Origin of the sequence: uncultured Kocuria sp., assembly GCF_947500125.1 — a bacterium.
Classification (GTDB): Bacteria; Actinomycetota; Actinomycetes; order Actinomycetales; family Micrococcaceae; genus Kocuria.
Genome location: NZ_CANMRA010000009.1, coordinates 58,567 through 71,216, shown reverse-complemented (window position 1 = coordinate 71,216; position 12,650 = coordinate 58,567). Strand labels below are relative to the sequence as shown.

Annotated in this window: 11 protein-coding genes; 7 read left to right on the top strand and 4 right to left on the bottom strand. The window is 75.0% G+C overall.

Annotation, left to right across the window (positions count from 1 at the left end):
- Nucleotides 1-11: 11 nt before the first annotated feature.
- Nucleotides 12-1,178, bottom strand: coding sequence for an ROK family protein (locus tag Q0817_RS08140; protein ID WP_298585662.1), 1,167 nt, complete (start codon nucleotides 1,176-1,178; stop codon nucleotides 12-14).
- A gap of 150 nt (nucleotides 1,179-1,328) precedes the next feature.
- On the opposite strand from Q0817_RS08140, the gene xylA reads away from it, so the two are divergent.
- From xylA to Q0817_RS08125, 3 genes are all read left to right on the top strand, one after another.
- On the top strand, nucleotides 1,329-2,552 hold the full coding sequence (gene xylA / locus Q0817_RS08135; protein ID WP_298585661.1) for a xylose isomerase: 1,224 nt from the start codon (nucleotides 1,329-1,331) through the stop codon (nucleotides 2,550-2,552).
- Nucleotides 2,553-2,694: 142 nt separating this feature from the next.
- Nucleotides 2,695-4,119 (top strand): xylulokinase, encoded by a 1,425-nt coding sequence (gene xylB, locus Q0817_RS08130; protein ID WP_298585660.1) that lies wholly within the window; start codon nucleotides 2,695-2,697, stop codon nucleotides 4,117-4,119.
- Nucleotides 4,109-5,164: an aldose epimerase family protein gene (locus Q0817_RS08125; RefSeq protein ID WP_298585659.1), complete on the top strand. Its 1,056-nt coding sequence runs from the start codon at nucleotides 4,109-4,111 to the stop codon at nucleotides 5,162-5,164. Before xylB ends, Q0817_RS08125 begins: the two co-directional genes overlap by 11 nt.
- A gap of 4 nt (nucleotides 5,165-5,168) precedes the next feature.
- On the opposite strand, the gene Q0817_RS08120 is transcribed toward Q0817_RS08125, so the two are convergent.
- Nucleotides 5,169-5,675 (bottom strand): PTS sugar transporter subunit IIA, encoded by a 507-nt coding sequence (locus Q0817_RS08120; protein WP_298585658.1) that lies wholly within the window; start codon nucleotides 5,673-5,675, stop codon nucleotides 5,169-5,171.
- A gap of 205 nt (nucleotides 5,676-5,880) precedes the next feature.
- Between Q0817_RS08120 and Q0817_RS08115 the strand changes: the two genes are divergently transcribed.
- The 3 genes from Q0817_RS08115 to Q0817_RS08105 are packed head-to-tail and all read left to right on the top strand — an operon-like array spanning nucleotide 5,881 to nucleotide 10,074.
- Nucleotides 5,881-6,645 (top strand): LamB/YcsF family protein, encoded by a 765-nt coding sequence (locus tag Q0817_RS08115; RefSeq protein ID WP_298585657.1) that lies wholly within the window; start codon nucleotides 5,881-5,883, stop codon nucleotides 6,643-6,645.
- Nucleotides 6,642-8,342, top strand: a complete 1,701-nt coding sequence (locus Q0817_RS08110) for a 5-oxoprolinase/urea amidolyase family protein (protein ID WP_298585656.1) — start codon at nucleotides 6,642-6,644, stop codon at nucleotides 8,340-8,342. The genes Q0817_RS08115 and Q0817_RS08110 overlap by 4 nt, the downstream gene beginning before the upstream one ends.
- Before the next feature lie 4 nt (nucleotides 8,343-8,346).
- Complete coding sequence (locus Q0817_RS08105; protein ID WP_298585655.1) at nucleotides 8,347-10,074, top strand: biotin carboxylase N-terminal domain-containing protein; 1,728 nt, start codon at nucleotides 8,347-8,349, stop codon at nucleotides 10,072-10,074.
- A 32-nt stretch (nucleotides 10,075-10,106) separates the two neighbouring features.
- Here Q0817_RS08105 and Q0817_RS08100 read toward each other — a convergent pair whose 3' ends face one another.
- Entirely contained in the window at nucleotides 10,107-11,069 is a 963-nt protein-coding gene (locus tag Q0817_RS08100; RefSeq protein WP_298585654.1) for an ABC transporter substrate-binding protein, read from the bottom strand.
- Between the two features lie 113 nt (nucleotides 11,070-11,182).
- Between Q0817_RS08100 and Q0817_RS08095 the strand changes: the two genes are divergently transcribed.
- Nucleotides 11,183-11,917, top strand: coding sequence for a GntR family transcriptional regulator (locus Q0817_RS08095; protein ID WP_298585653.1), 735 nt, complete (start codon nucleotides 11,183-11,185; stop codon nucleotides 11,915-11,917).
- On the opposite strand, the gene Q0817_RS08090 is transcribed toward Q0817_RS08095, so the two are convergent.
- The gene (locus Q0817_RS08090; protein WP_298585715.1) at nucleotides 11,880-12,623 is read right to left on the bottom strand and encodes a putative hydro-lyase; all 744 of its coding nucleotides are present in this window, start codon (nucleotides 12,621-12,623) and stop codon (nucleotides 11,880-11,882) included. The two genes, Q0817_RS08095 and Q0817_RS08090, sit on opposite strands and share 38 nt — an antisense overlap.
- Nucleotides 12,624-12,650 lie beyond the last annotated feature (27 nt).

Sequence of the window (12,650 nt, the reverse complement as noted above, 5' to 3'; positions counted from 1 at the left end):
GCGCCGGCGGCTCAGCGCCGGTCGATCCAGCGGGCCGGGGAGGCGTAGATCGGCTCGAGCGCCGTCGCGGCCGCACCGGTCAGGGCGGGACGGGCGTCCGCCGCCGACCGCTGGATCTCGACGGGCCCCGCCTCCGCCGTGAGCGCGTGCGCCTCGAGGACCTCGCGCAGCACGGGCTCCAGCTCCGTCGCGATGGGGGCGAAGTATCCGGAGAGCACGACCGTCGACAGGTCCAGGAGGTTCATGGAGTTCGCGAGCACCACGCCCAGGGGCCGCCCGATCATCTCCATGACCGCCGCCCGGCTCTGCAGCCGTTCGGCCGTGGCCGCCACGAGGTCCTCGATCCGGACGTCCTCCGGCAGTCCCGTCCGCCCCCGCAGCGCGTGGTAGCTGGCGTAGGCCTCGAGGCAGCCGCGCCGGCCGCACCGGCACAGCTCCCCGCCGGGGGTGATCGTCACGTGGCCCAGCTCCCCCGCCCAGCCGTGCTCGCCCCGGTGGATGCGCCCCTCCAGGACCACGGCGCCGCCGATGCCGGTCTGGCCGTGGAGGAAGAGGAAGGACTCGCCGGGCCGGCGCAGGACCTCCGTGCGCGCGGCCAGCATGCTGTCGTTGCCGGCGGTGAGCATCGGTCCCCGGAACTCCGGGAGCCGGCGGAGCCGCTCGACCAGCGGCACGTCCCGCCAGGCCAGGTTGGGGGCGGAGAGCACGGTGGCGCGGTCCGTGGAGAGCCTCCCGGGGACCGAGACGCAGACACCGGCCAGGGGCACGTCCCGGCGGGGGGACAGGGCGGCGTCGAGCAGGCCGGCCAGCACGGCGGCGACCTCGTCCACGGACGCCCCCGCGAAGGCCCCGAACCGGGCCTCCTCGTGGAGGACGCGACCACCGAGATCGGTGACGAGGCACGCGAGGTGGTCGGCGGCGATCTCCAGGCCCACGCCCAGCACGGTCCCCCGGGCCACGGTCAGGGGGATCATCGGCCGGCCGGAGACCCGGGCGGCCGCCTGCCGCCCCTCGACGAGGAGTTCCGACTCGAGCAGCTCCTGCACCAGCTTGGAGACGGTGGGCTTCGTGAGACCCGTGAGCTTCGCGAGCGCGGCCCGGGAGACCGGATTCTGCGCCCCGGCGACGGCGCGGAGCACGGCGGAGAGGTTGTGCTCCCGCAGATGGCTCGACTGCACGGACGGCTCTCCTCTGGTGCCGGCGGGACCGGGTCCGGCACGGACCCCGGCCGACCGGCGGAACAGAAAGTCCTCCGCCGGTCTTCCCCCACGGTACTCCGGCCCGTAAAGTAAGTAACGGTAACTAACCTATTGGGAAAGGAACTTCCGATGCCTACCGCGTCCCCCGCGACCTCCCTCGCCAGCACGCTCGCCCCGTCCCCCGCCGACAAGTTCTCCTTCGGCCTCTGGACCGTCGGCTGGGCGGCCCGCGACCAGTTCGGCACCGCCTCCCGGCCGGACCTGGACCCCCTCGCGTCCGTGCGGAAGCTGAAGGAGCTCGGCGCCTGGGGCTTCACCTTCCACGACAACGACCTGATCCCCTTCGACGCGTCCGAGGCGCAGCGCGAGAAGCTGATCGGACAGCTCAAGCAGACCATCGACGAGACCGGCATGGTCTGCGAGATGGTCACCACCGACACCTTCGCGGAGCCGATCTTCAAGGACGGCGCGTTCACGTCCAACGACCGGCGGGTCCGGCGCTACGGCCTGCGCAAGGTGCTGCGCAACGTGGACCTCGCCGCCGAGCTCGGCGCCACGACCTTCGTGATGTGGGGCGGGCGCGAGGGCACCGAGTACGACTCCTCCAAGGACCTGTACGCCGCCCTGGACCGCTACGCCGAGGGCATCGACACCGTGGCCGGGTACATCAAGTCCCAGGGCTACGACATGCGCATCGGCATCGAGCCGAAGCCCAACGAGCCCCGCGGCAACATCTTCCTGCCCACCATCGGGCACGCGCTCGCGTTCATCGACCGGCTCGACAACGGGGACGTCGTCGGCGTGAACCCGGAGACCGGGCACGAGCAGATGGCCACCCTCAACTACACGCACGGCCTCGCCGAGGCGCTGTGGTGCGAGAAGCTGTTCCACATCGACCTCAACGGGCAGAACGGCCCGATGTACGACCAGGACCTGGTGTTCGGCCACGGCAACCTGATCAGCGCCTTCTTCACGGTCGACCTGCTGGAGAACGGGTTCCCGTCCCGGCCGGGGGGCTACCAAGGGGCCCGCCACTTCGACTACAAGCCCTCCCGCACCGAGCACGTCGACGGCGTCTGGGACTCGGCGGCGGCGAACATGCAGATGTACCTGCTCCTGAAGCTGCGGGCCGTGGCCTTCCGCCAGGACCCCGACGTGCAGGAGGCCATGGAGCAGTCGGGCGTCCTCGAGCTCGCCGAGCCGACCCTCGCGGAGGGCGAGGACCTGCAGGCCTTCCTGGCCGACCGCAGCGCCTACGAGGACCTCGACCTGACCGGGCCCTCGGAGCGCAACTACGGCTTCGTGCGCCTGCACCAGCTCGCCGTCGAGCACCTCATGGGCGCCCGCGGCTGACGCACCCGGGGTCCGGCGCCCGCCCCCGATCCGGGGCGCCGGACCCCGCCCCGGCCCGGCCCGGCGCACGTCCCCCCTGCGCCGGGCCGGGCGTCCCGCGGCCTTCCCGCCGACCCGCCCCGACCCCGCACCGAGGTTCTTCATGGCACGCACGACCGTCCTGGGCATCGACTCCTCCACCCAGTCCACCAAGGCGCTCCTCGTCGACGCCGGCACCGGCGAGGTGCTCGCGCAGCGCCGCGCCCCCCATCCCGACGGGACCGAGGTGGATCCGCGGGCCTGGCTCGCCGCGCTCGACGACGCCGCCGGCCCCTTCCTCGACGAGGCCGCCGCCGTGTCCGTGGGAGGTCAGCAGCACGGGATGGTCGCGCTCGACGAGCACGACGCCGTGGTGCGCGACGCCCTCCTGTGGAACGACACCCGCTCGGCGCCCCAGGCACGAGAGCTCGTCGAGGAGATGGGCGGCCCGGCCGCCTGCGCCGAGGAGCTGGGCAGCGTGCTGGTCGCCTCCATGACGTCCACCAAGCTGCGCTGGATGGCGCAGCATGAGCCGCAGCACGCCGCCCGCACCCACCGGGTGCTGCTGCCCCACGACTACCTGTCGTGGCACCTGGGCGCCGACAGGGCGTCCTTCTTCACCGACCGCGGCGACGCCTCCGGCACCGGCTACTTCTCCACCCGCACCGGCGCGTGGAACCACGCCCTCGTGGCGCAGGCGCTCGGTCACGACCTGGAGCTCCCGCACGTGGCCGCGGCCCCGAACCAGGTCATGGGCCGCACGAGCGCGGGGGCGGTGCTCGCGGCCGGCACCGGCGACAACATGGCCGCCGCGCTGGGCCTCGCGCTCGGTCCCGGGGACGTGTCCCTGTCGATCGGCACCTCCGGGGTCGCGGCCATGGTCTCGGAGGCCCGCACCGCGGACCCCAGCGGGCTCGTGACCGGTTTCGCCGACGCCACCGGCCGGTACCTGCCCATGGCCACGACCCTCAACGCCGCCCGGGTCCTGGAGTTCGGGGCCCGCGTGCTGGGCGTCGACCACGCCGGGCTCGCCGATCTCGCCCTCGCGGGACGTCCCGGGGCGGGCGGTGTCACACTGCTCCCGTACCTCGACGGGGAGCGCACGCCCAACCGGCCCGAGGCCCGCGGCACTCTCCACGGGATGTCGTCGGGCACCGGCCGGGAGGACATCGCGCGGGCCTGCGTGGAGGGCCTGCTCTGCTCCCTCGCCGACGGCGTGGCCGCGCTCGAGCGGGCCACCGGCACCGCCGCGGAACGGATCCTCCTGATCGGCGGCGGCGCGCAGTCCGAGGCGGTGCGCCGGCTCGCCCCGGCCGTGCTGGGCCGGCCCGTGCTCGTGCCCGCCCCGGGGGAGTACGTGGCCCTCGGCGCCGCCCGGCAGGCCGCATGGGCCCTCTCGGGCGACGCGGAGCCCCCGGCCTGGGCGCTCGCCGGCGCCCAGGAGTACGAGGCGGAGCCGACGCCCGAGGTCCTGGAGGCCTACCGCACCCTGCGGGACCGGACCGCCGACTGGTCCCAGCCCCCGGCCGGTGCCCACCGTGGGCGGTGAGACCGCCCCGCGGTCCTTCGGGACGCTGCCCGACGGCCGGGAGGTCACCGTGCACACCCTGTGCGCCCCGGGCGGGCTGCGCCTGCGCGTGCTCGACCTCGGCGCCACCGTGCAGGCCCTGCACGTGCCCGACGGATCCGGTGGCACGACGAACGTCGCCCTGGGCCACCCGGACGCCGCCGGCTACGCCGAGCACGCGGACGCGTTCCTCGGCTCGGTCGTGGGCCGCTACGCCAACCGCATCGGCGGCGCCTGCTTCCCCCTCGACGACGAGCTCGTGCAGCTGGCGGCCAACGAGGGCGGCAACACCCTGCACGGGGGACCCGACGGCTTCCACCGCAGAATCTGGCGGACGGTGTCCAGGGGCCGCGACGTCCTGGTGCTGGAGCTGGTCAGCCCCGACGGCGACCAGGGGTTTCCCGGCGAGGTGGTCCTCCGGGCCCGGTACGCCGTCGAGGACGACGTAGTGACCCTGGACCTGGAGGCCCGCACCGACGCCCCCACGGTGGTCGGACCCGCCAGCCACCTCTACCTCAACCTCGCCGGCGAGGGATCCGGAACGATCGACGACCACCGGCTGACCGTCGAGGCCGACCGGTACCTCCCCGTGGGCCCGGGCTCCCTGCCGCTGGGCGGCCTCGCGGACGTGGCCGGGACACCGTTCGACCTCACGGCGCCGGCCCGGATCGGGGACCGCGTGCGGGCGGAGCACCCGCAGACGATCGCCGTGCGCGGGATCGACCACTCCTTCCACCTGCGGGGGACGGGCCTGCGCCGGGCGGCGCTGCTGGAGCACCCGGCGAGCGGGCGGTCCGTGGAGCTGCGCACGGACCAGCCCGCCCTGCAGGTCTACACGGGCAACTCCCTGGACGGCACCGGCGCCGGCAGCTCGGGGCGCCGGTACCGCCAGGGCGACGGCGTGGCCCTCGAGCCCCAGCGACACCCCGACTCCCCCAACCGCCCCGAGCTCTCCGAGCTCTCCGACCCGGTCCTGCGCCCCGGCGAGACCTACCACTCCCGCACGGAGTGGCGCTTCCGGCACTGACCGATCAGCCCATCGCGTCCCTCAGCACGGCCAGCACCTCGGACGCGCTCCCGGCGTCGAGGAGGGCCTGCCGGCAGGACTCCTCGGCCAGGGCCTCGGAGAGCTCCGCCAGCAGCTCCAGGTGCTCGCCCCCGGACCGGTCCCCGGGCAGGGAGATCAGGAAGACGAGATGGACGGGCTCGCCGTCCAGCGAGTTCCACTCCACGCCGTCCGTGCTGCGGGCGAACGCGACCATCGGCCGCTCGGCCCCGGCGGACTCGGCGTGCGGCAGGGCCACGCCGTTGCCCACCCCGGTGGACCCCTCCTCCTCCCGGGCCAGGGCCGCGGCGACGGTCTCGTCCGCGTCGTAGGCCCGCCCCGTGTGCGCACCGAGCTCGGCGAGCTGCCGGATGACGCCGTCCCGGTCCGCGCCGTGGACGTCCAGGAGCACGGTCGACTCGCTCAGGTGCTCCAGGACGGAGCCGGAGCGTCCCGGGGAGTCGTGCGTGGTGCGGGGGGTCCTGTCGCTCATGCGCTGTCCCATCGGTGGAGGCGGACGGGCGGCGCGGGCCCACCGTGCTGCCCGTGGCCCCGCTGCACCCTCGTGCGGGCCAACATACGGCGGGCAGGACCTGGCGTCCACCGGTGGGACGGAGTCCGATCCCGACGGAAAATATTGTTGAACAATCCTGGCGGACAGGGCATGCTGGAGGGACCGACGTGACAAGGAGCACAGCATGCCCCCCTCCGACATCGATCTCAACGCGGACTGCGGCGAGTCGCTCAGCGCCTGGGCCATGGAGGGCGACGAGGCCGTCCTCCACGTGGTCAGCAGCGCCAACGTGGCCTGCGGCTTCCACGCGGGGGACCCGACGGTCGCCCGCCGGACCTGCACCGTGGCCGCCGAGCAGGGCGTGGCCGTGGGCGCCCAGGTCTCCTACGACGACCTGAAGGGCTTCGGCCGCCGGTTCATCGCCGTGCCCCGGGCGGAGCTGACCGACCAGCTGGTGTACCAGATCGGCGCCCTCCAGGCCCTGGCCCGCGCCTCGGGCACCCGGGTGAGCTACGTCAAACCCCACGGCGCCCTGTACAACGCGATCGTCCACCACGAGGAGCACGCGGGCGCGGTCGTGGACGCCGTGCGCGACGTCGACGACGCCCTGCCCCTCCTCGTGCTGCCCGGCTCCGAGATCGAGCGGCAGGCGCGGGCGGCCGGGCTGCGCACGGTCCGTGAGGCCTTCGCCGACCGCGGCTACACGCCGCAGGCCACGCTCGTGCCCCGCACCGAGTCCGGGGCCGTCCTGCACGACGCCGAGGAGATCGCCGCCCGCGTGGTGCGGATGGCCGTCGAGGGCGTCGTCGAGGCCGTCGACGGCTCCCTCGTGGCGGTGGACGCCCAGAGCATCTGCGTGCACGGGGACACCCCGGGGGCACTGGCCATCGCCGGGCGCGTGCGCCACGCCCTCGAGGAGGCCGGCCTGCGCGTCGGCAGCTTCCTGTGAGCGCGCCGGCCCCCGGCGTGCCCCGCCGGGTCCGGCCGCTCGGCCCGCGCGCGGCGCTGGTCGAGTGCGCCGACCTGCACGACGCCGTGGCGGTGCACGCCCGTCTCGCCGGCGCGGACCTGCCCGGGCTCGTGGACTGCGTGGCCGGTGCGGAGACCGTGGTGGTGCGGGCGAGCACCACCGCGGCGCTGCGGGACATCGTCCGCGCCGCCCGCGCCGCCCCGCGCGGGAGCGCCGGGACGGGCGAGGCCCGCACCGTGACCATCGACGTCGTCTACGACGGGGAGGACCTCGCGGCGGTCGGCGAGCTCACGGGCCTCGGCGCGGACGGGGTGGTCCGCGCCCACTCCGAGCAGACGTGGACGGCCGCCTTCGCCGGCTTCGCGCCCGGCTTCTTCTACTGCGTGGGCGACGCCGAGGACGGCCTCGACGTCCCGCGCCGGGACACGCCGCGCACCACCGTCCCCACCGGGTCGGTGGCGCTGGCGGGCCGGTTCTCCGCCGTCTACCCGCGCAGCTCCCCCGGCGGCTGGCAGCTCATCGGGCGCACGGCGGCCCGGATGTTCGACCTCGACCGCGACGACCCGGCCCTGCTGCGCCCCGGGGACCGGGTGCGCTACCGGCCCGTGCGCGAGCTCGCGGAGATCGCCCCGGGCACCGCTGGGCCCGCACCGGTGCGGGGACCGCACCTGGCGGTCGGGGCCCCCGGGCTGCAGACGCTCGTCCAGGACGGCGGCCGCCCGGGCTCCGCCGCGCTGGGCGTCTCCCCCTCGGGCGCGCTGGACGCTGCCGCCGCCGCCTCGGCCAACCGGCTCGTGGGCAACGACCCGGGGGCCGCGGTGCTGGAGAACCTGCTCGGCGGTCTCGAGCTGACCGCCCACGGCGAGCACGTCCTGGCCGTCACCGGCGCGCGGGCGGCGCTGACGGTCACGGGCCCGGCCCCGTGGCGCCCCCCGCTCGGCACCCCCTTCGCCCTGCGCGACGGCGAACGGCTGGTCGTCGGCGCCGTGACGGCCGGGGCGCGGGCCTACGTGGGCGTGCGGGGCGGCGTCGCGGTCCCGCCGGTGCTGGGCAGCCGCTCCGCGGACACCCTCGCGGGGCTGGGCCCGGCTCCGCTCGCCGCCGGCGACGCCCTTCCGGTCGGGCCGGACCCGGGCACGGCCGTCCGGCCCCCCGTGCCGGTGCCCGGCCCGCCCGCGGTGTCCTCCGTCCGCGTGGTCCCGGGCCCCCGCGACGACTGGTTCGCCCCCGCCGCCGTGGCGTCGTTCTTCGAACAGGAGTGGGAGCTCGCCACCTCCTCCGACCGTGTGGGCGCCCGGCTGGCGGGCGAACCGCTGGAGCGGGCGCGCACGGACGAGCTGCCCAGCGAGGGGACCGTGCCCGGCTGCGTCCAGGTCCCGCCCTCGGGCCTGCCGGTGGTCCTGCTGCAGGACGCGCCCACCACCGGCGGCTATCCCGTGCTCGGCGTGGTGCACCCGCAGGACCTCCCCGTCCTCGCCCAGCTGCGCCCGGGCGGCCGGCTGCGCTTCGTGCGGGCGCCGGCGCCCGAGCTCGGCGCACCGTCCCCCGAGGATCCAGTCGGCGGCACCGCCGAGCCGCCGGGCCCCGTCAGCACCACCACCGAGAGTTCCACCGCCGAGACCTCCACCCCCGAGAACTCCACCACCGAGACCTCGACCGACACGTCCCAGGAGTAGCACCGTGCGCAAGATCCTGATCGCCAACCGCGGGGAGATCGCCGTCCGCGTCGTCCACGCCTGCGCCGAGGCCGGCCTCGAGTCCGTGGCCGTCTACGCCGACCCCGACGCCGACGCCCCGCACGTCCTGCTGGCCGACGAGGCGTACGCCCTGGAGGGCACCTCGGCCACCGAGACCTACCTGGACGGGGACGAGGTCCTCGCGATCGCGCTCCGGTGCGACGCCGACGCCGTGCACCCGGGCTACGGGTTCCTCTCCGAGAACGCCGGCTTCGCCCGGGCCGTGATCGAGGCCGGCCTCACCTGGATCGGCCCCTCCCCGGAGACGATCGTGCTGCTGGGGGACAAGGTCGCCGCCCGCGAGATCGCCCGGCGCGCCGGCGCCCCGCTCGTGCCCGGCAGCGACGGACCGGTCGAGTCCCCGGAGGACGCCCGCGCGTTCGCCCAGGAGCACGGCCTGCCGGTGATCGTGAAGGCCGCCCACGGCGGCGGGGGCCGCGGCATGCGCGTGGTCCGGGAGCTGGACCAGGTCGAGGACGCCTTCCTCTCCGCCGCCCGCGAGGCGCAGAGCGCGTTCGGCCGCGGCGAGTGCTTCGTGGAGCGCTTCCTGGACCGCCCGCGGCACGTGGAGGCGCAGGTCGTGGCCGACGCCCACGGTCACGTCGTCGTGCTCGGCACCCGGGACTGCTCCCTGCAGCGGCGCCACCAGAAGCTCGTCGAGGAGGCCCCCGCGCCCTTCCTCACGGACGTCCAGCGCGAACGGATCGCCGCGGCCGCCGAGGGCATCTTCCGGGAGGCCGGGTACGTGGGGGTGGGCACGGCCGAGTTCCTCGTGGCCCAGGACGGGCTGATCTCCTTCCTGGAGGTCAACACCCGGCTGCAGGTGGAGCACCCGATCACCGAGGAGGTCTACGGCGTGGACCTGGTCCGCGCCCAGCTGACCGTGGCCGCCGGGGACCCCCTGCCGGTGCTCGAGACCCCGCCCGCGCGCGGGCACGCGTTCGAGTTCCGGATCAACGCCGAGGACCCCGGCCGCGGCTTCCTGCCCTCCGGCGGCACGGTCGAGGCCGTCGACACCCCCACCGGCCCGGGGGTGCGCGTCGACTCGGGGGTGCGCCGCGGCACCCGGGTGGCCACGACCTTCGACTCGCTCCTGCTCAAGCTCGTCGTCAGCGCCCCCACCCGCGCGCAGGCGCTCGTGCGGGCCCGCACCGCCCTGCGCGAGCTGCAGGTGCACGGCGTGGCCACCACGGTCCCGTTCCACCGCGCCGTGCTGGACGCCCCCGCCTTCGCGGGGGACGAGGAGCTCGGGGTGTGGACCACGTGGATCGAGGAGGAGTTCGCCGACCGGCTCGCCCCGGACGCCGAGTACGCCCGCGCGGACGAGCAGGGCCGCACCCGCTTCACCGTGGACGTGGACGGGCGGCGCGTGAGCATCGGGATCCCCGACGCCCTCGCCGCGGCCCTGAGCTCCGCTCCCGCCGGGGACGCGTCCCCGGCGGGAGCGGTCCCCGCCGACGACGGCGCCGTCACCGCGCCCTTCGCGGGGACGCTGGTCTCCTGGCTGGTGTCCGAGCAGGACGAGGTGGAGGCGGGCCAGGACGTCGCCGTGCTGGAGGCCATGAAGACCGAGACCCGGGTGTCCGCCCCGCGGGCGGGAACGGTCCGCGAGCTCGTGGTGGGTCCCGGCGACGCGGTGGACGCCGACCAGGTGCTCGCCCGGCTCTCCTGAGCGGGCTCAGCCGCCGGTCCCCCGGCCGCCGGTCACTCCGGAAGCAGCTCGTTGAGGTCGGGTGTCTCCTCGATGAGACCGTGCTGCACGGCGAGGTCCGCGAGCTCCTGCACGGACTCCCGGTTCACCTCGGTGGGGTAGGACGGCAGGACGAGCTGGTCGATCAGCTCCTCGTCGAGCTGCGTGTAGCTGGGCAGGACGGCGCGCACCTCGTCGGGGTTGTCCTGCGCGAACTCGAGGGACCTCTCGATGGCCGCCTGGAAGGACTCCACCATCTCGGGGTCCTCGGCCACCACGTCGTCGGTGGTGAAGTACACGGCCACCGTCAGGTCCTCGATCGGGAACGCGTAGTTGGACACGGCCGAGCGCGCGCCGTCCTGCATCGCGATGGTCCGGAAGGGCTCGATCGACCCGATCGCGTCCACCTCGCCCCGGTCCAGGGCCGCCGGCATGTCGGGCAGCGGGATCTCGACGAACTCGACGTTCCCGGGATCGCCGCCCTGCGCCTCGATGGCCGCGCGGATGGTGGTGTCGCTGATGTTGTTCAGGGTGTTGACGCCGACGGTCCTGCCCTCCAGGTCCGCCGCGTCCTGGATCTCGCTGTCCTCGCGCACCAGGACGTCGGCGAAGTCCTCGCCCTGGACCCCGGTGGAGTTGTTGGCGTTGGCGATGATCTGCAGCGGCAGCCCCTGGGACCGGGCCACGATCAGCGACGTCACGTTGCTGAAGCCGAAGTCCAGCTCCCCGCTGACCACGGACGGGACGATGGCCGCCCCGCCCTGGGCCTGGGTGATGTCGAGCTCCAGCCCCTCCTCCTCGAAGAAGCCCTGCTCGATCCCCAGGTAGAGGGGCGCCACATCGGTGCTCGCGATGACGCCGATGCTGACCGTCGTCAGCTCGCCGTCCCCGGCCGCTCCTCCGCCGGACTCCCCACCTCCGCACGCGGTCACTGTCAGGACGGCGGCCGTGGCCAGTGCTGCACCGGTCTTCTGCATCGAAGCCTCCAGGGTGTGGGACGGATGTGCTGGAAGCCTAGAGGACGGCCCGGGCCCGCCACCAGGGTGCCGTCGCGGGTTCAGGTCCCGCCGGATGCCAGGATGGTGGATTGATGAACACCGTGGAGAACGCGTTCCTGATGACGGCCGTCGCGCAGGCCGGGCCCGCCCCGCAGGGGGAGGCCATCCCGTGGGCCGTGGACGTCCTGCGCCAGGGCGTCGTCGCCGGCCGGCTGCCGCCCGGGACCCGGCTCTCGGAGGCCCGGGTCAGCGAGGCGCTGCGGGTCTCCCGCAACACCCTGCGCGAGGCCTTCACGATCCTGGTCGGGGAGAACCTGCTGGTCCGGGTCCCCAACCGCGGCGTCTCGGTGGCCCGGCCCGGCGCGGACGACGTGCGGGAGATCCACCGGGTGCGCCTCGCGCTGGAGACCTCGGCGCTGCGCTGGTCGGACCCGGTCCCGCAGCCGGGCCTGCACGCGGCCGTCGAGGACGGCCGCGCCGCCCGCCGCCGCCAGGACGTCCCGGGCATGGCCGACGCGAACCAGCGGTTCCACCGCGGCGTCGTGGAACTGGCCGGCTCGGTGCGCCAGAACGAGCTGATGTCCCGGACCCTCGCGGAGGCGCGGCTCGTGTTCTACTCCATGCGGCAGGACCCGTCCTTCCACGCCCCCTGGATCGAGCGCAACGCACGGATCCTCGAGCTCTTCGAGCAGGGCCGGCGCGAGGAGTCCGCCGTGCAGATGCACGACTACCTGGAGGCCTCCCGGAAGCAGCTCCTCGACGTCCTGGAGGGTCCCGCGCCGGCCGCGGTCAGGGCACCTGGTACTGCCAGTTCGGCAGGTCCGTGACCAGCATGTGGCCCGGGGCGTGCCCGAGGGCGAACGGCACCCCGGACTCGAGCACCGCCGCCTGGGGCGTCACCCCGCAGGCCCAGAACACGGGCAGGTGCCCGGCCGGGATCTCCACGGCGTCCCCGTAGTCCGGCGCGGCGAGGTCGCGGATCCCCAGCTCCTGCGGGGCGCCGATGTGCACGGGGGCGCCGTGCACCGCCGGATAGCGCGAGGTGATGCGCACGGCGTCCGCCACCCGGTCGGCCGGGACCGGCCGCATGGACACGACCAGCGGCCCGGACAGCCGCCCGGCGGGTGCGCACGGGACGTTCGTGCGGTACATCGGGACGTTGACGCCCTGGTCGATGTGGGCGACCGGGATCCCGGCCTCCTGCAGGGCCGCCTCGAAGGTGAAGCTGCAGCCCAGGGTGAAGGTCACGAGGTCCTCGCGCCACACGTCCAGCAGGTCGGTGCGGGTGCCCGCGGCCGCGCCGTCCCGGTAGACGGTGTAGAGCGGGACGTCGGTGCGGACGTCGCCCCCGCCCAGCATCGGTCCGGTCACCTCGCCGGCCTCGAGCACGCCCAGCACCGGGCACGGCTTGGGGTTGCGCTGGGCGAAGAGCAGGACGTCGAAGGCCCAGTCCCTCGGGACGACGATCAGGTTCGCCTGCGCGTAGCCGTCGCACCAGCCCGACGTGGGCGTGACCAGGCCGCTGCGGAACATCGCCCGGGCGGCGGCCGGGGTCAGCGC